This window comes from Calothrix sp. PCC 6303 (genome assembly GCF_000317435.1).
In the GTDB taxonomy this organism is placed as follows: Bacteria; Cyanobacteriota; Cyanobacteriia; order Cyanobacteriales; family Nostocaceae; genus PCC-6303.
The window spans coordinates 1495345-1516688 of record NC_019751.1 but is presented as its reverse complement, the minus strand read 5'-3'; the positions used below and the strand labels follow the sequence as shown (position 1 = coordinate 1516688).

Genomic DNA, 21344 nt, shown 5'->3' with positions numbered 1-21344 from the left:
TTCACGGTTATTTTCCGTAATTATCGTGGAAATACTGATTAAAAACTGCTAGGTTTATTTTTTTTCCAGTGAAAACACCGTAGCAAAAATTATAAAATCAAGTAATATTACAGCAAAATATAGTCGCAATCCTCACAATTAAGCTGTCTGCGGCTTGTCTGTTTAATAAGCAAGGTTGCTCAATCTCATGCAAGCAATTCAACCCTCTAGACCACCTCTAGAGCCAAACCCCAAACGACCCCATAAACCCCGTCCCAAGAAGCATCTACGTCAACGTTCCCATCAGATCATGGCATTGGAAACAACTGCCAAAATCGGGGTAAATGTTCTAATTTCTGCCGCTGCAATCTCCGCTTTGGCAAATTTGATACCTGACAACTGGACACAGCAAGACAAACTCCGTACTATCCGTACCCAAGTTAGTTTGATGGAAACCCGGGTAAATACGATTAAAACTGAGTTTAACCGTAATTTTGATCCAACCCAGACTAACAGAATTATGCAGGAACAGGGATACCGTATTGATCCCAACCAATACCCTGTGGTGTTTACACATAGCAAAGAAGTAAATGAAGTAGATCAAGATTCACCTTAAAAGTAACTGTGTCTTGATAACCCTTGCAGCTGATAGTTAATAGCTAATGGTTACTGTAATGGTAGCTATCAAGTTATCATCTATTAGCTGAATTCCTGTGGCATGTTGAATCCATCGGTTTGAATCGTGATGCTTCTACCCTCGTTAGTGGTAGCGAAGATAAAACCCTCAGAATTTGGCGACGTAGTAAGGATTGAGTGTTAAATAAAATGTAAGTTTTTATTTTGTGGAACAGGCATCCTGCCTTGCATAAATTAGATTCACGGGCAAGACTTCGGCGTGAGCCCTCAGTCCTTACCTCCGGTACACTTCGTTCCGACAGGCTCAGGAACCATCGAACGCTGCCCATTCCACAAGATATATATATTATTTAATTGCTAATCCTAAGTAATATCTCATCTGTTTCTAGGGTTAAAATGAACTCAGGTTCCCGAAATACAACCCATGACTTACACCTCACCCAAACTGGTAACTTTCCAGCAATTTATAGCTGAATATGGGGATAATCCTAATTATGAACTAATTGACGGAGAATTACGCGAAATGGAGCCTACCGGACCTCATGAAGAAGTTTCAGGAAATGTTGCAGGTAGAATCTATGTCGAAATTCTTCGCTCTAATTTCAATTGGATGATTCCCAAAAACTGTTTAATTAAACCGCTACACACCGAAGCTACAGCGCTACGTCCTGATGTAATTGTTCTAGATAAAATAGAATTGAATAATGAACCACTTTGGCAAAAAGAGCCAATTATTTGTAATGGGAAGACAATTAAGCTAGTTGTTGAGGTTGTCAGCACAAATTGGCAAGATGATTATGCCAGAAAAGTCGAAGAATATGCTTTTCTTCACATACCAGAATACTGGATTATAGATTTTCGTGCTTTAGGAGGATTACAATTTATTGGCAATCCGAAACAACCTACTTTGACAATTTGTCAACTAGTTGAGGGTATCTATCAGCAGCAACAATATCGCTTAGGAGATACCATTACTTCTTATCTTTTTCCTAACTTACAGTTAAAGCTCGATGATTTGATGCCAAATTAATGATAAATTGCCAATAGTTGATAATTTTGTCATGTTTTACGGTATTTCAGGGTGCGAATAGTGAATGCGATCGCTATCTAACAGAATACCTTGACTAGTCTCTGATTTTTTTCGCTGCACCCACTCTCACGCAATGATGCCAAGTATCATTTACATCCCAGATATAAAACGTATGATATTTACCATCTTTCATATATTTATATCTCATCCAGTGCTTATCATCACTAGCTTGTAAAAATAATGCCGATTTGACTTTAACATCATCATGCCAAGTATTATCATTTCTCAACACTTGTAAACAATGATGATTTGCTCCATCCAATTTACGAAATTTTATCCAATGTTCGTTGTCTTTTCCTTTTAACATTAAAGCCTTCTGTGCCACAATAGAGCCGTTTTCGACACCTTTTTTGATATCCTGAACTGTTTTGTCAGTTTTTTTATCTAAGTTTTCGACTTTTTGCTTTGTTTGTTCCGATTCGTTTATCAGATTTTTTACTTCTTTTTTCAAATTTTTTATACTTTCCTGCTCAGTTTGTAATTTTTGCTCTTGAATCTGTAGCTTTAATTTTGTATTTTCTAATTCTTGCTGAGTCATTTGAAGTTGAGTTTCTAAATGGAAATATTTTTCTTTAAAATTTCTCACTTCTCGCAGTTCATCTTGTAATTCGTCTTGAGTTTTTCTCAGTTCGGCGATAGCTTGCTCTATGTATCCTAATGGTGTCTTAAAGTTATTTGTACTCATATATTTTATAAATATCTTTTAATTTTTTTGAGATTTGATTGCTTTCCAAATAAAAGGAATAATGTATAGGAATCGTACTTGAATCTTGTTAAGTATACTGAGAAACAAACGTTTGTATGGTAGGCTTCTAGCCAATTTGGTTTTTCAGAAATCAAATATGAGTCCTATATCAAACTATAATGCTTTTGTACGAAAACGAGACATCATAGCTGCCTTTACTCGAACATCATCATGCCATTGACGCTCATATATCTTCCATACTCCTAAACAATGGTGATAAAGATGATCTAAGTAACAAAAGCCAATCCAATGTTCATCATCTACACCTCGTAATAGACATGCTGCTTTTACTCGAACATCATCGTGCCAAGTATTATTATGTTTATTCCATACTCCTAAACAATGATGATTAGCTTCATCTAAGTTAGAAAAACCAATCCAATATTCATCATCTACGCCCCGTAACCAGCCTGCTGCTTTGATTCTAATATCATCATGCCAGGTATTATCCGTTGTTTTCAATACCCGTAAACAATGGTGGTTAGTTTCATCTAATTTATGAAAACCAATCCAATGTTCGTCATCCTTACCTTTTATCATTAAGGCTTTTTTAGCAACAATCGAACCTTTTTCAATATCTTTTTTCACATTATTAACTTCTTGAACAATTTTTTTATTTAATTTGCTTGTATTTTGCTCTATTTCTCTCGAACTTACCTTAATATCTGCCATTTCTTGTTTTCTTTGAGATAAGCCTATCTGTGTGTTGCTTATTTCTATCTTTACTTCTTGTATTGTCTCAAAATTTACTTTTTCTATCTTCTCTAGCTTTTGCTGATACAACTCTAAATTATCTTTTGTTACTTTTAATTCTAGTTGAACCTCTTTTAAATCTTGCTCTGTAGTTCTTAACTGATGCTGCAAACTAGCAAAAGTAACTTTTAACTCTCTTAAATCTCTTAATTCCTGATGTAACTCTTCTTGAGTATTTTTCATTTGTTTTGAATAGTTTTTCATGATTAAAATATTAATTTTGAACTATCTTCCAGATAATAAATTTTGCGCTAATTGAGATTCTGATAAAACATTTTCTTTCATACCATAATTCTGTGATGTATTACGCCAAAAATCACATAACATTCCATAATGTATCCAATCCTCAATTGCTCTTCGCTTTAATTCAGGTGCATTTCTCACCAAATATGCCATTCTTGCAGCATTAAGTTGAAGTTGTCCATAGGTTTTCAAAACATCATCTATAGAAGTGTTTTCGGTTAATTTGTTTAACTCATAGCACTCGGTTAATTCGTAAAGTTCAATATCTGATAACATTGCACCTGGTTTCATTCCCAGTTTCAATATTTGTCTACACTTGTCAAAGGGATTGGGCAAGGAATGGACTAAGTATTTTTTAAATTCGTTTCTAACTAATTCAATATTCCCCCCAATCACCTCATCCATTTTATAAATTAGTTTATCTATTAACAAATTAGCGTCTTGGAAAAGTTTTTCTTCTAAATCAGTAATATCTTTGTTAATTTTGTCAATTGCAAAATTTAGATCTTGAAAAATCTTATCCTCTAAAATATTCACCTCTTTTAAGGTATTATTAGTGATTTTTTCCAGAGCACAAATACTCTCCATCACTAATAAGGAAATTTGATTTATCCGATTTTCTAGATAAAAATCTGCTGTTTCTAGTGTTGTTCGGATATCTTTAATTGTTTCTTGTCGAATATTATCTACTAACAGGAGATTATTTTTAATTTTTTCATCAGCATTTCTTAATAATAGTATGATGTCATTGTTAGTTTTGATTTCAAGTTGTTCTAAGCCACCAATCGCTTGCTCTATTCTCTGCTTGGCAATATAATCTAATTCATCTGCTAGAGGGAAAAGCTTTTTATCAAATATTTTATTGATATCCTTCAAAGCTTGAGATTCAAGTTTATCTAGTCCATCTAAGGTTTGGTTAATTCTCTTCTTCGTTTTATCATCAATGTCATCAGATAACTTTTCTAGCTCTTGACGATTCTTTTCTGCAAAATATTTTAAGCTGCCTTTGATATTCAACGGGTCTTTCAGGCTTTTGACAAATTTTTTAAAGGGGGATTTGAACATATCGGTATGTTTATGAAGCCAATATTTGTAGGTAGTCTTAACATACCCAAATCTGTGAGTAAAATAAGACTTACTTAGAAAATATTTGTATCCCTAACAAATATGTTCAACCTGAGCAATTATTAAATAATTAAAAATTCGCCAATTTTATCGAGATAAATGATAAGTGGCGCTATCATTAGTCATCAACACTGTCATCCTTGCTCAAAGATGCTCTGCTGCCTCAACCCAGATTGCCCCAGTCCGATGAATCCTAACGGGAATCAATATTGCCAGAGTTGCAGCGCTCCTCTTACACAGCTATTACGAGGTCACTACAGGGTGAAGAGAGTGCTATCTGATGAAGGTGGATTTGGTAGAACTTACCTAGCAGAAGATGCCGATAAACTCAATGAACGCTGTGTAGTCAAGCAATTAGCACCTAAAGTCCAAGGAACTTGGGCTTTAGCCAAAGCTGTTGAATTGTTTAAAGAGGAAGCTAAACGACTGCAAGAACTAGGGAGACATCTACAAATTCCCACGTTACTGGCATATTTTGAACAAGATAATTATCTGTATTTAGTCCAAGAATTTGTTGATGGTCAAAATCTATTTAAGGAGTTACAACAAAAATTAACTTTGAGCGAACGTGATGTTCGGGAAGTATTACTAGATGTGTTACCTGTGTTGCAATTCATTCACGAACATGGAGTAATTCACCGTGATATTAAACCGCAAAATATTATGCGTCGCTCTCTACAATCTTCTTTTCCCAAACCTTCACATCCCCCTTCCCGAGGAAATTTAGGAAATGTGGGATTGGTGCGTGGAGATTTGGTTTTAATTGATTTTGGTGCTTCTAAACAATTGACTGCTACTGTCCAAAGTAAACCAGGAACTACTATTGGTTCTTTTGGTTACAGTGCCATTGAACAAATTAACGGTGGTGAGGCTTATCCAGGTAGTGATTTATTTAGCTTAGGTGCTACTTGTTTTCATCTTCTCAGTGCGATTTCACCTTTTCAATTGTGGACAGAATATGGCTACAGCTGGGTAAATTCTTGGCGACAACATGTTAAATACCCAGTGAGTAGAGAGTTTGGTGAAGTTATGGATAAACTTTTGAAAAAGAGTATTCATGAACGTTATCAATCTGCTAATGATGTTTTGGAAGATTTAATCTTACAAGCACCAAATCCACCATCAAATCCACCACAAATACCTGTACCTCATACTAATAATTCCCCAATTCAACCAACTCAAAATCCAGTTAAACCTGGTAATAGAACATTTCCAATTGGTAAACTTGCCAGTTTAAAGTTAGCTTTTCAACAAACGACAAAACTGCAAAAAACTATGTTGGTGGGGGGAACTTTCTTCCTCACAGCTTTAATTGGGACTCAAATCTATGGTTACGTGCGTTATGGTTTGTTTCCATCTGCCCCAAGTTTTCTAATTAGTAGTTTACCTAGTAGTGTGTTTTTGCAGCGGACATTATCGGGACATACTAATTCTGTGATGTCGGTTGCCGTTAGCCAAGATGGTAAAGTTATTGGTAGTGGCAGTCGAGATAAAACCGTTAAATTGTGGGATTTTGAAACTGGAGAGGAAATTCGTACCCTCAGAGGACACAACGAAGGTATAACTCAAGTTGCATTTAGTCCGTTGCGGGAAACATTTCCCCAAGGTTTGGGTAAAACCCTGGTGAGTGCAAGTAGCGATCGCACTATTAGATTATGGAACATTTCTACTGGTGAAGGTATTCGCATCTTCAGAGGTCATACTGATGGGGTGGTGGGGGTTGCCTACAGTCCAGATGCGAAAATTTTAGCAAGCGCTAGTAATGATAAAACTATAAAGTTGTGGAACATTTCTACAGGAGAGGAAATTCGCACCCTCAGAGGTCATACTAATGGGGTTTGGTCTGTTGCTTTTAGTCCAGATGGTAAAACTCTAGCTAGTAGTAGCGGTGACAAAACCATAAAATTGTGGGATGTTGCCACCGGAGATGAAATTCGCACCCTCCGAGGTCACACTCAAGCGGTAGTACGTATAGCCTATAGTTCAGATGGGAAAACTTTAGCTAGTAGTAGCAACGATCAAACCATTAAACTTTGGAATTTGCCCAACGGACAAGAAAGTCGTTCGCTTAATGGTCACGATGGTGCTGTTTGGTCAGTTTGTTTCCGTTTTGATAGCACTATGTTAGCTAGTAGTGGTAGCGATAGAACAATCCAACTGTGGAACCCTTTTAGAGGTGAAGAAATTCGTACCCTCAAAGGTCATGCAGGTAGTGTGTGGTCGGTTATTTTTAGCCCCGATGCCAAAAACCTCGTTAGCGCAAGTGAAGACGCTACAATCAAAATTTGGCGTGTATCTCCATAAAAACCTGGCAAGAAACATAGTACAATACACACAAATTCCCCTACCTCCTAACTGCTTTCCTCTAACTTCGGGAATGCAATTCTGTACACTTGTCACGTTGAGAAGTTATAGTTTAATCTCGAACCATCGGTATGTTATAGGTGGTGTTATGTCTAACCTGGATGCTCCAGATCGGCAAAACCGTAATCTGGAACAAGCCCTGACAAACAAAATTATTAATGATTACTTCGAGTATGCAGAAAGCTGGCTGCGTGCTATCCTGCGGATGTGCTTTTTCTCGTTAGGTTTTTTAGATGGTTTGCCTGTTTTTGTAGTTGAGTGTCCCAACCAAGCTGTTGCCAAGCGTTTAAGCCGTAAAACCAATCCATTTCGAGGAATTTTATACTACCTGACTGACGATTTTAGTGCTGGTAGTCGTTCGCTTTTTTGCTACCTTGATCAAAAATCGGGTGAATGGCATTGTTATGATACCAGCACCAGTTCTTGGACAGCAGTAATTGATTTGCAAACTCCTACTGCTCAAACTGATTGGGATTGAAGAAGGAAGAAGGCAGCGGGGATCATCCCACTCCCAAAACATGCCACCCCAATTCAAAACTGGTGACGCATAGGCATCCTCTTGATAATTGGGAATCCCTCAAATTCGGTTTGAAATAAGCGAAAATATTGAAGCAATGCTATTTCAACCTTGAGGAGTGTATTTATTGTGTTCCGTCTACTAAAAGCGATTACTTTGGGAATATTGCTGATTCTGACTAGCAATTTCTGCAATATATCAACTACTTGGGCTGCTGGTTTAGGTGTTAGTGATGCTCATCTTAGTTCTTGTCCAGCCTCTCCAAATTGTGTTGTCAGCCAAGATGCCGACATTAAACATAGCATTGATCCGATTACTTATCATATAGACCGCAACGCCGCACGAGAAACATTGCTTAAAGTTCTGACTGTTGTTCCCCGTACAGAGGTTGTAGAGCGAACTGATAGTTATATCCGTGCTGTTTCCAAAAGCCGCATTTTTGGGTTTGTTGATGATGTGGAATTCTATTTTCCCAAGCATGAAAATCTCATTCATCTACGTTCGGCATCTCGTGTAGGTGACTCAGATTTAGGTGTGAATCGTAGACGTATGGAGCAAATTCGTCTGGCTTTGCAGGATCTTAAAATCTAAGCAACTAATACAAGAAGGCAGTAGGGGTGTTTTGAGATGGGAATACCCTGCAAGTAGCAAGCCACAAGGAAGTAATGGCTGATAGTTCTTTTGCACTATCTACTGCCTGATTATAACTATAATTTTCCCACCCACCTACTTAGTTTAGGTAAAACTTCCGATCTCGATCAGTAATTATATATGTTGTAATTAGAGTCTAGAAATAAATAACTACAAGTAAGTTGCCATAAAAAAATTATTAGTGCGTGGCACTAGTAATTTTTTTCACTATATATGGTTACTAAAAGTGGCACATGCCCTATGGGCGAAAATGTGTCAATTGTGTCAATCCTAATTTTATTTTTATTTTCATCTCCTATTTTTAATCTATTGTGTAAATAATTCATGTTGACAGAAGTTTTTAGCGAACTTTTCCCTTTAATGAGTACAGCCAGTCCCCAAACCTTGGAATGGCTACTGAATGTTTCTACTGATCATGAGTATCCAGCCGGAAGGGCTGTGTTGATGGAAGATTCTTGGGGGAATGCGGTTTATTTTGTGATTTCTGGTTGGGTTAAAGTTCGACGAACTTTAGGAGATGATTATCGGGCTTTGGCAATTTTGAGTCGGGGGGATTTTTTTGGGGAGATGGCGATTTTGGATGAATCTCCCCGTTCTACTGATGTGATTGCTCTTTCCCCTGTAAAATTACTGAGTATTTCTAAAGAGCGATTTGTTCAGATATTATTTAAAGATCCACAGTTACACCATCGGATGTTACAGATGATGGTGAGACGGTTGCGTCATGTAAATATGCGTTTGCAAATGCGATCTTCACCTCCAGCGGTAAAACTGGCTTATACACTGGTTCTTCTAGGTGATAGTTATGGGCAGGATTTGGATGGTGGGAAGGTAATTTTTAATATTGCCTTTAGGGATTTAGCAGATGTGACTGAAATTGGTGTGGAAGAAACCACCGCTATTATCGAAAAGTTGGCGGAGAAGGGCTGGATTAAGATTGATACGGCAAAACAAGTGATTCACTTAGTCAATTTTAAGCAGTTGGTAAATTTAGCTGGAAAAATCTAACAGCATTGACAAATTATCGTTAAAATGCGGCTATTATTAAAGCCCGGTTTCTTCTCAGAAACTGGGTTTATTGATTTTTTGCCCATTATCTAACAAGCAACCCGAAAATGACTGATGCGATAAACCGTTCGGCTGACACTCACGAAAGCCTCAAATTGGAGGGGCAACGTCTATCGGTAATATTTCCAGAGACTTATCAAGCTAATTCGGAAATTACTCCAATTATCAGCTATGAAGTGGCAATGCCTCAACCACAAACACATTTATTTGAGGTGACGCTGAAAATTGAAAATTGCCCATCACCATTGCTGAATTTAAAGTTACCTGTATGGACTCCTGGTTCCTATTTGGTGCGAGAATATGCCAAGCATTTACAGGATTTTAGGGCTTTGGCTGGGGAACAGGTTTTAAGTTGTGGCAAAGTTGCTAAAAATCATTGGCAAGTTGAGACTAATGGTGTTTCTGAAGTTACTATTAAATACCGTGTTTTTGCTAATGAGATATCGGTAAGAACAAATCATTTAGATATGACTCATGGATATTTTAATGGTGCGGCAATATTTTTGAGGATTCCTGATTGGGAAAAGCAGGGAATTAATGTTACTATCATACCCCCATATCCAGATTGGCAGGTGACAGCGGTGTTGCCGATGGTGTCAACGGTTAAAAATACTTTCTATGCTAAAGATTATGATACTTTGGTGGATACGCCTTTTGAAATTGGTAAGCACCAAGTTTATGAGTTTGAGGTTTTGGGAAAACCCCATGAATTAGCGATTTGGGGTCAGGGAAATTTTCAGATTTCACGATTGATTTCTGATTTTGAAAAGATTATTGAGGTGGAAGCGGAGATATTTGAGGGTTTACCTTATGAAAGATATGTATTTTTATTACACTTACTAACTCAAGCTTTTGGAGGTTTGGAGCATAAAGATTGTTGTTCTTTAATATATCAGCGGTTTGGTTTTAAGGATACTGATAAGTATGAACGTTTTATTCAGTTGGTAGCCCATGAGTTTTTCCATCTGTGGAATGTGAAGCGAATTCGTCCCCAGGCTTTGGAAGTTTTTGATTATGATCAGGAAAATTATACACCGTCGCTGTGGTTTTGTGAAGGAACTACTAGTTATTATGATTTACATATTCCTTTGCGGGCAGGGATTTATAATGCTAAGTCATATTTAAATCACTTAAGTAAGGAAATTACTAGGTATCAAAATACTCCTGGTAAAGCAGTTCAACCACTTTCGGAATCAAGTTTTGATACTTGGATTAAGTTATACCGTCCTGATGCCAATAGTCCTAACTCCCAAATTTCCTATTATTTGAAGGGGGAAATGGTGTCATTGCTATTGGATCTCCTAATTCGGGCACGTCATGATAATATGCGATCGCTTGATGATGTGATGCGGCTAATGTGGCAACAATTTGGGAAAGCTGAAATCGGTTACACTCCCAAACAGCTACAAACGGTGATTGAGTCGGTTGCTGGGGTAGATTTAACTGATTTTTTTGAGCAATATATTGATGGTTTGGTTGATTTACCTTTTAATCAGTATTTGGAACCTTTCGGTTTGCAGTTGTTTGCTGATGCTGAGGAAGAGCCTTTTTTAGGTATTAAAGTGGCAGGTGAAAATAATCGGGATATAGTCAAGTTTGTGGAGTCACTCTCACCTGCCCAAATTGCGGGAATTGATACGGGTGATGAATTAGTGGCAATTAATGGTATCAAGGTTTCAGCTAGTAATTTATCAGAACGTTTGCGAGATTATCAAGCAAAGGACACTATCCAAATTACAGTTTTTCATCAGGATGAGCTTTTTACCTACGATGTAACGTTAGCCCATCCCCGTGTCAGCAGATATGCAATTAAACTGATGGCAAATACTTCTAAAATGCAGAAAAAGAATTTAACTGGTTGGTTGGGAATGTCGATAATTAGTTAAGCAACTAGCGTTAGAAGCTAGATTTTTCTCGAATTAATAAACATTCGGGAACAACAAACTGGGGAAACTTAAGCTGATTTCCAGGTACCATGGAAGCCGTGGGGAATGACACTGGGTAACGCTAGTGTACAAACTGGTTCGGAATTAAGTCTGTCTGAGTCATAAATCCAAACTTCACTAGTATCTTTATCTCCGTCATAAACTACGGTAATTACCCAACCTTGCCATGCATCTTCGGCATCTGGGATGTATATGGGTTCAGATGGGTAACGATTGTCACCAATTTTGGCAGTTGTGAGGGTATTTGTGCGATGATCGTAACGTGCGATCGCATTCAACAATTCTCGCCCAATATTGGTTCCTGGTTGTATCGTCGATAAATAGGTGTAACGTGATGCTTTCCCAACATCTGCGGCAGGAACAGTAGGGAATTCACACTGACTGTCTAGAAGTTTCTCGATGCTGATGACTTTCCCTGTTTCGGGATTTAGTTGTACCCGCGAAAGATGACTTTTTGCCACTGTTTGGATTTCACCTGTGGCAACTTCCTTTAAAAATTTATTGGTTTGAAAGTCTTCGTATCTGGCAATATCTACCACAACTGTACCGCTACCATCCACGTAACCGTTGGCAAAGTGCCACTGATACCAAGCTTCTGCTTCTGTACGACTAACTATTTCTAGGGTTTCGCGGTTGATAACAAGAATTTGGGTACCTTTCTCAGGTTGCCATGTCATCGCTTCACCAAAGCATTTTAATCCTAGCAATACGGGAAATAAGTTTAACCGTACAGGGGAAATAAAGAAGAGTAAATATTGCCCAGCTAAAACAAAGTCATGCACCAAAGGTACACCATTAATTTTATGTGCTGCCTGTTTGACTATTTTCCCAGTAGCGTTACTTTTGTAGAGGTTGAGAGTGGCATTTATACCGGGACTAACACCAAAGTTAAATATTTCACCTGTATTCGGATCTCGTTTACAATGTGCAGAGTAATGCTTTCCTTTAGTTAAACCTTGTAAATCATCTTCCCCAATGGTTTCTAAAGTTTGTAAATCGAGGATATGGGGTTTACCACCTTCCCATAATGCCAAAAGTTTATCTGGTAGTGCTAACACGGAAGTATTCGCGGCATTTTTTACGGGTTTAAATGGCTTTTGCCAAAATTTACCCGGTGCAGTCATCCCATAGTTGCTGTAAATTAACTGTTCTGCTAAAGATTCGGCTTGATATCCAGCGGTTTGTACATATCTATAAGTTGCTGTTGCCCCATTACTATTTAAATGTACTGCCAGAATCGCCCCATCCCCATCAAACCAATGTCCCATCCGCACACCACCTCTTTCCAATCTGGCGGGTCCATTGCGGTATAATGAACCGCAAATACCAGGGGGAATTGTTCCGGAAATAATTGGGAGTTGAGTCGGTAAGAATTCTTTAGCGGGATGAGATATGGCTTTTGCCCAAGTTGGCTGATTAATGGTAGCAGTAGTCATGGTTTTAGGGAAAGTTAGGATTTAGAAGGAAAGTATTTATTTTGTGGCTTGGGGAATTACTGCATCATTGTAGGGATATTATATTTAATCAGTAAACTCAATGGGAATCAGCTAAAAGTGCTAATTATTTGGGTGCGGCTCTTTTAGTAAGACAGGAAATGTAGTTTAGACAGGTATTGGAAGGGGTGAAGGGGTAATAGGGCAACGGGCTTTAGCAACTCGCTTCATCAAGGGAATTGCACCTTGATACAGAGCAAGATGATTGCGTTTATGCTCTTGGTGTAAATGGAAGCGCCAATACTTATGCCAATCCCCGCTAATATACAAAGAACGAAGCCGTAAAACAGCCTCGGCACCAGCTAGACTCCATCTGGCACCAGTAATATCCATCCGATCTTTAATCAGATGACGGCAAGCACCTTCGATAACTCCGGTAGCAATTGGCAACCCAGCTTTTAAATAATCATGGTATTTGAGATATTCGCGGTTGTTGAGCAAATATCTGGCACAGTTATCCACAGGTTTGCGTTCTTGGGGTGTGAGTTTACGTTTTGTCGCGCTTGTTCGCATCCCAGAAGCAACATCACTGGATTTCCCCTCAAGGATAGACTTCAAACGTTTCGTAACCCAGGCTTCGGCTTGTTTATCCGTACTGGAATAAAATACAAATGCTGCTTTCCACAAATACTCAATCACATGGATAATATCCAGGACAATAGTCAGTTCGAGGTGATGTTTTTTGGTAAATTTCTTCATCAACGATAATTGTTGCTTATTACCATCGACCAAGGCACAAAAGCGTTTTTGCCGATCTGGATCACGATGCAATGCCTCATCGAAAGCCTCTTTAATGACGACTTCTGGTTCCTTGGCAACAGAAGCCCAAACCCTTTTTCCAATAGGTTTAGGACGCTTTATTTTCTTATCCTCATCGGATGGGTTAACTATTTGCTCAACTGTACGAACAAACGGGTTGATTGTGTAAACTGAAGCTACCGTTGCCATTCGTTTGGCATTGGCTTTTTCTCCTTTGGTTAAACGCTTATCTAACTTCTTGCTGGAAGCTTGCGCTCGTTTTTGGGTTTGGGGACGTAAATCCTCTGTACGCACCGCCACTTCGACACTGGGCACAGCCCGTGTCGAGTGGCTCACAATCACACCTTTCCCATCTGCACTGATTACAACAATTTCTCCTATTTCCTCAACTTGTACCGCTTCTGCCTGTTGATATGTGTAGAAATCATCAAAATCGACAGCGCTCTGGTACGCTAGTTCTTCTGCTTGCCGTTTACCAATTTTGGCTGCTGTTGTTTTTTCGATAATATCCACTGTTTCCCTAAATCCTGAACGAGCTACTTCCACTGCTACTCGTTGTCTTAATCCGTGAGAATATTGTTCTGCTGGTAGGTTTAGCTCTGCATCTAATGGAAATAGGGTGTTTATCTTTCTACCTCCGTAACCGATTCGGTTTGCGATTACTGTGCCAAATATTGTTGTTAATTTCCTTGACAATTTTTTCTTGTGCGTTCGCTTGGCTTGGTCTTTTCCTACCCACTCAGAATCCGTTTCGTCTTGGCTACGCTTATCAAAGTATCCTTGTAACAGCCTTCTAAGTAGTTCATATCCATTATCAAGCAACTTACTTTCTATTTCTCCATGCTCCAACCCACAAATACTATCTGAGTCCAGCCAACCAACTATTTCTTCAAATAGTTCTCGTGCTTCTTCCCAAAACATCCCTGGATTTGATCTAGATGCTTGCATACGTCCGTACTTATTCCCGTTTTTATCTTTTGACAAGCAAGGATGCATCTGTTTCATTTTTGCACTGAAACATTACTCTGGTTGACTTGTCTCCTATTACTCTTATACCATACCTTGTACTACTAAAAGAGTCGCACCCTAATTATTTTGAATAGTGCATTTTACTTTGAGGGATAAAAGTACTTGAAAATACTAATAACTATTCTGACAAAAATAATTGCGATCGCACCAGTTACGATACCACCTGCAATACCTGCTACAATACTCAGTTGAAATGCAGATGTTTGGTAAAAAGGAACACCTTTGGGTGGCGGTTCTTGGGCAATAATCACCGAGGATACTATTTGGCTGGTTGCGAGTCCAATACCTGCGATCGCAATTACAATATTTATATTACGTTCTCTCTCTGCTTGTTGAATTTCTACCATTCCACGGGTAGTGTTTGTCAAATTTTCAAGAATGGTTAAGGTAGAGCGGAAACTAGAAGCATCTTTTTCTAGTTGAAGTATATATTTACCGCTTGCTGTTTTCCGCAGTTCTTCTAAAAACTTTTCTGTAGGGAAAAATTCCTGACACTGTTTTTCGTAGTTATATAAGTTAATTTCAATTGTATGTTGTTGGACTTCTAAGAGTCCTAAATCTTGAACGCAGTCGGGCAAAATCATAATATTTGCCTGTAAATCAGCTTTTAGTTGATGGAGATTTTTTCTAGATAAACTAGATATATCTATAATATTTGTTTGAGTTTTTTTCAAGAGTCGTTTTTTAAGTTCTCTTGCTTGTTCATATGCCCAGAGAATTTTATGGCGACAATAAAATAAATACCGCCAAGCATTGTAAAAAGTAGCTGCTGTACGAAAAGTTGCCATGTCTGGATAAAAAACCACTAGGACATGACTATTTTTTTCTACTCCTTTCCAACGTTCAGAACCTCGCCACATTTCATAAATTGTAGCGCCAAGAAATTTGCCAACATTTTGATGTTGATGTTTCTCTAAAATGATTGTTTGATAAGTTTTATGGGCTATATTTTCGGTATCTACATTATTGGCTGAATCTAACCAACCAGATATCATCCATGTTTGCCCTAAATATCCTTCTTCCGAAAGAATTCCAGGTGGTAAATCTTGTCCTTTAAAATTTTTGCTTTGAGGTAATTGTGTGATGTCTTTTGTTTTTTCTAAAACAGATAATAATTCAGGCAGTTCGACTGTGGCATCATGGGAACAGCTAAATCGCAAACAATCAGTATCTTCAAAATTTGCACGACTGTAACATCCATCAACGGTTTGATTATCAACAAAATCTAAACGTTCCGAGTCTTCTACATTTATTGTAGACACTAAATTAATTTTCCCTAGTTTATCGGGTAAATCCAACCAAAATTTATGGTATGTATTTTGAACTTCTTCTTCATTTTTTAAACCATCTGTCAGATTATAAATAAATAAGTCTAGGGTGGGATATTCTATCTTGCTCATTAATAAATGATATTAAATATATTAGGAAAGAGGTGGTGGAGGTAGAACAATATCGGATTGGTATTTTTTTGCTTCTTCGCTAGAATCAACAGCTTGGAGAATTGGCAAAGCAATATTTTCTAAGCGTTCATCAGGGACTGCATTCGGCTGATTTTGTTTACTTGGTTTATCGAATTTATTACGCTCTTTAATTTCGTATTGTGTCTGAATATTCATCCTCGCTTGCATGTACAGGGGTTTAATGCATTCATATTCTGCTAACTGTATCAAACGGTTAGTAGCAGTAGAGGGTTGTTTGACAAAGATTTCAGCAACTTGATTAATTTCCTGCTGCAATTCTGGTGGTAAAGGGACATTTAATTCTAGCAAAGCTGTTAAAAAAGCACGTAGGGTAACTTTTTCGGTGGAATTGAGAGTTTCATTCATTTCTTGTGTCAATTATTTTGATTAGAGGTTAGTTATACCTTGTTCATGACGAAAAGTGGAGTTTTGTCATTGCGACGTAAGGAAGCAATCTCATAATCTTGACTTAAAACTACAGTTCTCAAAATAGACAAGGTTTAGTATTTAATTAGGATTACCAGTAAGAATAAAACCTGCCCAATAATAGGGATGGTTGTAAAGTGGCTCTATCGATTCTATTTTATTTTGATCTTGTTCGATGATTAGAGCTTCAGTTTCTAAATAGGCTTGACAATGGGGATTTTTTATGTGCTTCGCTAGATTTCGATACCATTGGGCTAATTCCTCATACGTGAGATTAGATAACCAGTATTGAGAATCTTTTAATGCTTGTGCAAGAGTTTTTTCCTGTTGTAGCAGTTGATAAAATTTAATCATTAGGAGTGCGGTAGAACGTTCATCAACTGTCCAAAGGGTACTCAGGACACATTTTGCACCTTTGGCAAGAAATCCACTTACTAAACCGACATATTCATCAAGCAAATTATCTTTGCTGGTGATACCGGTTTCGCAGGCAGATAAACAAATGAGTTGATACTGATTAAAATTTAAATTTTCGTCATCGAAGATATTTCCTAAAGTTAATTTATCAGGTTCTGCCAGCATTAAAGCGGAATCTCTCGGTTGTTCTGGTTTGTGATAGCCATGTCCGGTAAAGTGAAAGTATCCTGTATTTAACTTCAAAGATTGGATTACTTCTTCTGCTTTGATAATAGGAAGATCTATTTGATGGTACTGCTGATATAACGAAGCTAGGACAACTGATTCGATTGTAGCAAAAGGCAAGTCTTTTCGAGGATTTTCGACATTTAAAAAGGATATTTCTTGATTTTTATTTTCAGCCGAACTTAGTTGTAAATCTAAACCGATTTGAAAACTAGGTAAATAGGTAATAGTAAACTTTTGGGGGAACAAACAATCGAGCGGTAGCAAATGTAAATCTCGATGGGGAATCAAGATTAATTCGTTAATATCTTTCAAATGCTCTCTGTTGATCAGGTTAATTTCAAGAATATCTCGAAGTTGATTAAACAACCTATATTCCATATTCAACCACCAAGGAGATTCTTCTTTGGATAAGCTGGTGTAATTACCCTCTCGATAATTTTGATAATCCTGCTTCCACTCCCGCATCCATTTTTCAAAGCGTTTTAGTCGTTGAGTATTGTGATAAAAGCAATTTTCTCCTGGTTGCTGATGAAATATTTGAGATGATTGAGATATTACAACTGGTTTGAAAACTATGGGTGGTTGCCCATGTTTAATAATAAAAGTTGTAATTGCAGCATCGCTAATATGCCAGTAGATTACAGCAGTTCCAGGTTTTAATAATTGCTGCATCCGCGAGTAGGGCAAAGTTTCTGCATCTCGCCAAGTTTTTTCTCGCAACCAATTTAAACAAGTATTTTTACGCTGTTCGGCTAATTGTAGTGCTTCTATAACTCTATTTGATTGAGCTAAACTATCGACACGAATTTGATTAAACTGGGCAAATTCTCGTCGCAGTTGAATTTTTTTACCTAGTGATAATTCATTCTCTTTGAGCCATCCCTCTAAAACGTCAGTTCCCCGTCGCCATAATTCTTCAACCTTATTTGCTGGCATTACGTATTGACAAACTTGAATTAAATCTTGAAGGACTTTGAGGTAAGTTTGGCGCAGTTCTGGTTTGTTTAGGTACTTTAATGCTTGTTCATAAGCAAATTTTGCTTGAAGCCAATTATCAAAGGGAGATTGTTGTTGCCATCCCTGCCAGTGGTAAGAATAGGCTTTTACGTAATAGACATAAAAGTCATCTGTTTTAATCGCTAATGCTTTATTGCAGTCAAGAATTGCCTCCTCATATCGTCTTAAGTTATTTAATGCACAAGCTCTTTTAGATAAGTATTCGTAGGAGTCAGGTTTGAGTATCAATGCTTGGTTGTAATTAGCAATAGCTTCTTCATATCGCTTCAACCCATCAAAAACATAGCCTCGATTAAAATATGCATCATAGTCATCAGGTTTGAGTATCAATGCTTGGTTGTAATCCGCGATCGCTTCTTCATATCGCTCTAAGTTCCTAAAAGTAATGCCTCGATTAAAATATGCATTATAATAATCGGGTTTGAGTATCAATGCTTGGTTGTAATCAGCGATCGCTTCTTCATATCGCTCTAAGTTATTAAAAGCATAGCCTCGATTAAAATATGTATTATAGTCATCAGGTTTGAGTATCAATGCTTGGTTGAAATCGGCAATAGCTTCTTCATATCGCTTCAACTCATCAAAAGCAATACCTCTCCCTAGATAATCTTCATGATTTATAGGTTGAATTTGAATTGCTCTCTCGAAATCGGCTTTTGCTTCTTCAACCTGATCTAATTTCGTATAAGCCATACCACGACGCGCTAGCGCCAAAATATAACTTGGCTGTATCTCTAATGCCTGTGTTAGATACTCAATAGAATTTTGATAACTCTCTAATCTATATAAAGCCAACCCTAAAGCATATAATACCCTGTGGTTTTGCGGTTCCAGTGTCGCAGCTTGCTGGAAAATCTCTAAAGCTGTTTGTTCTTGCCCTCTATCGAGTAAATCATATCCTTGCTCTAGCAAAGTTTCTACGCTGCTGCTTTGTGTCATTGCTTACAACTACTACGCTACTAATCACTATTTTTGCTTAAAAATAAGGACAGAGTAAAAAATATACGCAAAAAATTGTAACTTGGACTAAAGAAGGTTGTTGAGTAAAAACGGGACGTTAGAAAGGGTATCTTGAGAACAATGTGCCTATGAACCGCATCCATGCTAAAGCACACCCTGGAACCCCACCCCCTAACCCCCTGCCCCGCTTGCGGGGAGGGGGAACTAATTTCTTGTTCCCTCTCCGCTAACGCGGAGGGTTAGGGTGGGGTTTTGGATCATTTCCTTTTTGGAACACTCTAAGTCTCCAAAGAGGTTAACTATAAGCTTTTTACTCGGAATCCGGAGTTAAACAGCGAATTGCTTCTAATAATCCTCGTGCTTTGTTGAGTGTCTCCTCATATTCCTTTTCCGGTTCTGAATCTGCCACTAATCCGGCACCTGCTTGGACACTAACTTGACCATTTCGCAGTACCATGGTGCGAATAGCGATCGCGCTATTCAATTGTCCCTCAAAATCATAATATCCATATACCCCCGAATATACCCCGCGACGGCTGGGTTCTAATTCGTTGATAATTTCCATTGCCCGAATTTTTGGCGCACCACTTACTGTTCCTGCGGGGAAACAAGCTTTGAGTAAATCCCAGGCATTTTTATTTTTGGCTAGTTTTCCCACCACATTACTAACTATGTGCATTACGTGGGAATAACGCTCAACTATCATCAATTCATCTACTTTTACTGTGCCGCTTTCACAAACTCGCCCTAAGTCGTTTCTTCCCAGATCCACCAACATAACATGTTCGGCTATTTCTTTGGGATCTTGTAATAAATCTTCAGCTAGATTGTTATCTTCCTGGGTAGTTTTGCCTCGACGACGAGTACCAGCGATGGGACGTACCGTCGCAATTATCTCATCTCCATCCCCACATTCTGCCTTTACCATCACTTCTGGACTGGAACCAATAATTTGCCAGTCTTGGAAGTTAAAGTATGCCATGTAGGGTGAGGGGTTGATTTGCCGCAGGGAACGATATAGGGAGAAAGGATCACCTGTATAATCGGTGGTGAGACGTTGGGAAACCACTACTTGGAAAATATCCCCGGCTTTGATGTGTTCCTTTGCCTTTTCAACGCTGCTACAAAATTCTGATTTGGTGAAGTTGCTTTGATATGCGGCTGTTTCTGATGCTTGTGACAACTTCCTTCTTTCTGGGGAAGTCCAGGGTAAAATGGTTTTTTCTGGTGGTATGGGTAACGATAACTTCTGGACTATTTGGGAAACGCGATCGCACGCGGCATCATATGCTTGTTTTACATTCCCATTTCTCAAATCAGCGTATGCTATAGCCCAAATTTTCCGCTTAACTTGATCAAACACCAACAAGTGATCCACTTGCATCCATAATCCATCTGGGATATTCCGCTCATCTTGAGGATGAATCGATACCCGTGGTTCAATCCATTTAATTAGTTCATAGCCCCAAAACCCAAATAACCCACCAATTCCTGATGGTAATTCCGGCAGATGAACCGGATGATAGGGTGCTAAACACTTTGCCAAAGCATCAAATGGATCTCCTGTAAATACCACTTCTGAAGTATCACGATGCTTTTGGGTAGTTTGTTCTCCCCGCGCTTCCAAAATCCAGACAGGGTTACAACCTAGCAAACTATAGCGTCCAACTTTTTCGCCACCCTCTACCGACTCTAGCAAAAAACTGTATGGTTGACCTGCACATACCTTATACCAAGCCGAAACCGGAGTATCTAAATCGGCAACCCATTCTTGATATACCGGGACAAAATTACCTTGTGTTGCTAGTTGGGAGAATTGGGAAAAATCGGGAAAAATCATAATCTAATAAGTACTGAATGCCAAGCTCTGAGTGATTGCTCTCAACTTAGCACTCAGCACTTTTAACTAACTATACATCGTAGGGCTTTTTACCGCTAAACTTAATTTTAGCAGCGCTAGGGTTTTCACCAATCCGACGAGGAATAGCACCAACTTTCTGCCGTCCTTCGGTGACTTTTTCGGGGAAATTGCCATCAGCAGGGTGAATTTTGGTTGTTTCGCCGTTGGGAAGAATGCGGTAGATTTTATAATCTGTGATTTTCATCTTCCGTAGCTGTTGTCCACCAAGGAAGATACCGTACTCTTTACGAGCGATATAAAGAAGGTTTTCACCTTCATTCATTGTCGCAACACCACCAGTTGGTAGTTCAAAAACTTGCTTCTTTGGACTAGTCCAGGTGATCGCGTACTTTTCTTCAACTTCAGCTTTTGTTAGCAAGCCGCCTGTGCCGCCACCAAACAAAGGCGCTTTTCCCTTAAGTTTCTCTGCCATAAGGATCTTACACTCAAATGTTTTTACGGCATCGTAACATTGTCTTCAGGCAAATATAGCGATCGCGTTATAGTCTGTAACAGTTAATGGAAGTTGGCAAAGAGG

At 38.4% G+C, this 21344-nt stretch carries 17 protein-coding genes; 7 read left to right on the top strand and 10 right to left on the bottom strand.

Features of this window, described 5'->3' with window-relative positions; all coding sequences use genetic code 11:
- Positions 1 to 187: 187 nt before the first annotated feature.
- Positions 188 to 595: a hypothetical protein gene (locus CAL6303_RS06270; protein WP_015197010.1), complete on the top strand. Its 408-nt coding sequence runs from the start codon at positions 188 to 190 to the stop codon at positions 593 to 595.
- 444 nt (positions 596 to 1039) lie between these two features.
- Positions 1040 to 1645, top strand: coding sequence for a Uma2 family endonuclease (locus tag CAL6303_RS06265; protein ID WP_015197009.1), 606 nt, complete (start codon positions 1040 to 1042; stop codon positions 1643 to 1645).
- Between the two features lie 94 nt (positions 1646 to 1739).
- On the opposite strand, the gene CAL6303_RS06260 is transcribed toward CAL6303_RS06265, so the two are convergent.
- The 3 genes from CAL6303_RS06260 to CAL6303_RS06250 form a co-directional block, all read right to left on the bottom strand.
- Entirely contained in the window at positions 1740 to 2390 is a 651-nt protein-coding gene (locus tag CAL6303_RS06260; protein ID WP_015197008.1) for a hypothetical protein, read from the bottom strand.
- A gap of 174 nt (positions 2391 to 2564) precedes the next feature.
- Positions 2565 to 3407, bottom strand: a complete 843-nt coding sequence (locus tag CAL6303_RS28370) for a hypothetical protein (RefSeq protein ID WP_015197007.1) — start codon at positions 3405 to 3407, stop codon at positions 2565 to 2567.
- Positions 3408 to 3428: 21 nt separating this feature from the next.
- Positions 3429 to 4511 carry a hypothetical protein gene (locus CAL6303_RS06250; RefSeq protein WP_015197006.1) on the bottom strand — a complete coding sequence of 361 codons (1083 nt, stop codon included), beginning with the start codon at positions 4509 to 4511 and terminating at the stop codon, positions 3429 to 3431.
- Positions 4512 to 4721: 210 nt separating this feature from the next.
- Between CAL6303_RS06250 and CAL6303_RS06245 the strand changes: the two genes are divergently transcribed.
- The 5 genes from CAL6303_RS06245 to CAL6303_RS06225 all read left to right on the top strand — a co-directional run bounded on the left by CAL6303_RS06245 (position 4722) and on the right by CAL6303_RS06225 (position 11057).
- The gene (locus tag CAL6303_RS06245) at positions 4722 to 6875 is read left to right on the top strand and encodes a serine/threonine-protein kinase (protein WP_041739153.1); all 2154 of its coding nucleotides are present in this window, start codon (positions 4722 to 4724) and stop codon (positions 6873 to 6875) included.
- 148 nt (positions 6876 to 7023) lie between these two features.
- Positions 7024 to 7413 carry a hypothetical protein gene (locus tag CAL6303_RS06240; protein ID WP_015197004.1) on the top strand — a complete coding sequence of 130 codons (390 nt, stop codon included), beginning with the start codon at positions 7024 to 7026 and terminating at the stop codon, positions 7411 to 7413.
- 168 nt (positions 7414 to 7581) lie between these two features.
- A complete protein-coding gene (locus CAL6303_RS06235) occupies positions 7582 to 8043 on the top strand; it encodes a DUF1499 domain-containing protein (RefSeq protein WP_015197003.1) in 462 nt (153 codons plus the stop codon).
- 384 nt (positions 8044 to 8427) lie between these two features.
- Complete coding sequence (locus tag CAL6303_RS06230) at positions 8428 to 9111, top strand: Crp/Fnr family transcriptional regulator (protein ID WP_015197002.1); 684 nt, start codon at positions 8428 to 8430, stop codon at positions 9109 to 9111.
- 107 nt (positions 9112 to 9218) lie between these two features.
- Entirely contained in the window at positions 9219 to 11057 is a 1839-nt protein-coding gene (locus tag CAL6303_RS06225) for a M61 family metallopeptidase (protein ID WP_015197001.1), read from the top strand.
- Positions 11058 to 11125: 68 nt separating this feature from the next.
- Here CAL6303_RS06225 and CAL6303_RS06220 read toward each other — a convergent pair whose 3' ends face one another.
- From CAL6303_RS06220 to psaD, 7 genes are all read right to left on the bottom strand, one after another.
- Complete coding sequence (locus CAL6303_RS06220; RefSeq protein ID WP_015197000.1) at positions 11126 to 12553, bottom strand: carotenoid oxygenase family protein; 1428 nt, start codon at positions 12551 to 12553, stop codon at positions 11126 to 11128.
- A 165-nt stretch (positions 12554 to 12718) separates the two neighbouring features.
- Positions 12719 to 14374, bottom strand: a complete 1656-nt coding sequence (locus tag CAL6303_RS06215) for an ISKra4-like element ISCasp2 family transposase (protein ID WP_015196346.1) — start codon at positions 14372 to 14374, stop codon at positions 12719 to 12721.
- 104 nt (positions 14375 to 14478) lie between these two features.
- On the bottom strand, positions 14479 to 15798 hold the full coding sequence (locus CAL6303_RS06210) for a hypothetical protein (protein ID WP_015196999.1): 1320 nt from the start codon (positions 15796 to 15798) through the stop codon (positions 14479 to 14481).
- Between the two features lie 21 nt (positions 15799 to 15819).
- Positions 15820 to 16224 carry a hypothetical protein gene (locus tag CAL6303_RS06205; protein ID WP_015196998.1) on the bottom strand — a complete coding sequence of 135 codons (405 nt, stop codon included), beginning with the start codon at positions 16222 to 16224 and terminating at the stop codon, positions 15820 to 15822.
- 141 nt (positions 16225 to 16365) lie between these two features.
- Positions 16366 to 18885, bottom strand: a complete 2520-nt coding sequence (locus tag CAL6303_RS06200) for a CHAT domain-containing protein (RefSeq protein ID WP_015196997.1) — start codon at positions 18883 to 18885, stop codon at positions 16366 to 16368.
- A 331-nt stretch (positions 18886 to 19216) separates the two neighbouring features.
- Positions 19217 to 20746, bottom strand: a complete 1530-nt coding sequence (gene trpE / locus CAL6303_RS06195) for an anthranilate synthase component I (protein WP_015196996.1) — start codon at positions 20744 to 20746, stop codon at positions 19217 to 19219.
- 70 nt (positions 20747 to 20816) lie between these two features.
- A complete protein-coding gene (gene psaD / locus CAL6303_RS06190; RefSeq protein WP_015196995.1) occupies positions 20817 to 21239 on the bottom strand; it encodes a photosystem I reaction center subunit II in 423 nt (140 codons plus the stop codon).
- Positions 21240 to 21344: the final 105 nt, after the last annotated feature.

Bases quoted from the DNA above. Each gene is read 5' to 3' on its own strand.
- CAL6303_RS06210 (WP_015196999.1), bottom strand. From the start codon at position 15,798: ATGAGCAAGATAGAATATCCCACCCTAGACTTATTTATTTATAATCTG.
- CAL6303_RS06245 (WP_041739153.1), top strand. From the start codon at position 4,722: ATGCTCTGCTGCCTCAACCCAGATTGCCCCAGTCCGATGAATCCTAAC.
- CAL6303_RS06265 (WP_015197009.1), top strand. From the start codon at position 1,040: ATGACTTACACCTCACCCAAACTGGTAACTTTCCAGCAATTTATAGCT.
- CAL6303_RS06250 (WP_015197006.1), bottom strand. From the start codon at position 4,511: ATGTTCAAATCCCCCTTTAAAAAATTTGTCAAAAGCCTGAAAGACCCG.
- CAL6303_RS06215 (WP_015196346.1), bottom strand. From the start codon at position 14,374: ATGAAACAGATGCATCCTTGCTTGTCAAAAGATAAAAACGGGAATAAG.
- CAL6303_RS28370 (WP_015197007.1), bottom strand. From the start codon at position 3,407: ATGAAAAACTATTCAAAACAAATGAAAAATACTCAAGAAGAGTTACAT.
- CAL6303_RS06230 (WP_015197002.1), top strand. From the start codon at position 8,428: ATGTTGACAGAAGTTTTTAGCGAACTTTTCCCTTTAATGAGTACAGCC.
- CAL6303_RS06205 (WP_015196998.1), bottom strand. From the start codon at position 16,224: ATGAATGAAACTCTCAATTCCACCGAAAAAGTTACCCTACGTGCTTTT.
- psaD (WP_015196995.1), bottom strand. From the start codon at position 21,239: ATGGCAGAGAAACTTAAGGGAAAAGCGCCTTTGTTTGGTGGCGGCACA.
- CAL6303_RS06270 (WP_015197010.1), top strand. From the start codon at position 188: ATGCAAGCAATTCAACCCTCTAGACCACCTCTAGAGCCAAACCCCAAA.
- CAL6303_RS06260 (WP_015197008.1), bottom strand. From the start codon at position 2,390: ATGAGTACAAATAACTTTAAGACACCATTAGGATACATAGAGCAAGCT.
- trpE (WP_015196996.1), bottom strand. From the start codon at position 20,746: ATGATTTTTCCCGATTTTTCCCAATTCTCCCAACTAGCAACACAAGGT.
- CAL6303_RS06225 (WP_015197001.1), top strand. From the start codon at position 9,219: ATGACTGATGCGATAAACCGTTCGGCTGACACTCACGAAAGCCTCAAA.
- CAL6303_RS06220 (WP_015197000.1), bottom strand. From the start codon at position 12,553: ATGACTACTGCTACCATTAATCAGCCAACTTGGGCAAAAGCCATATCT.
- CAL6303_RS06240 (WP_015197004.1), top strand. From the start codon at position 7,024: ATGTCTAACCTGGATGCTCCAGATCGGCAAAACCGTAATCTGGAACAA.
- CAL6303_RS06200 (WP_015196997.1), bottom strand. From the start codon at position 18,885: ATGACACAAAGCAGCAGCGTAGAAACTTTGCTAGAGCAAGGATATGAT.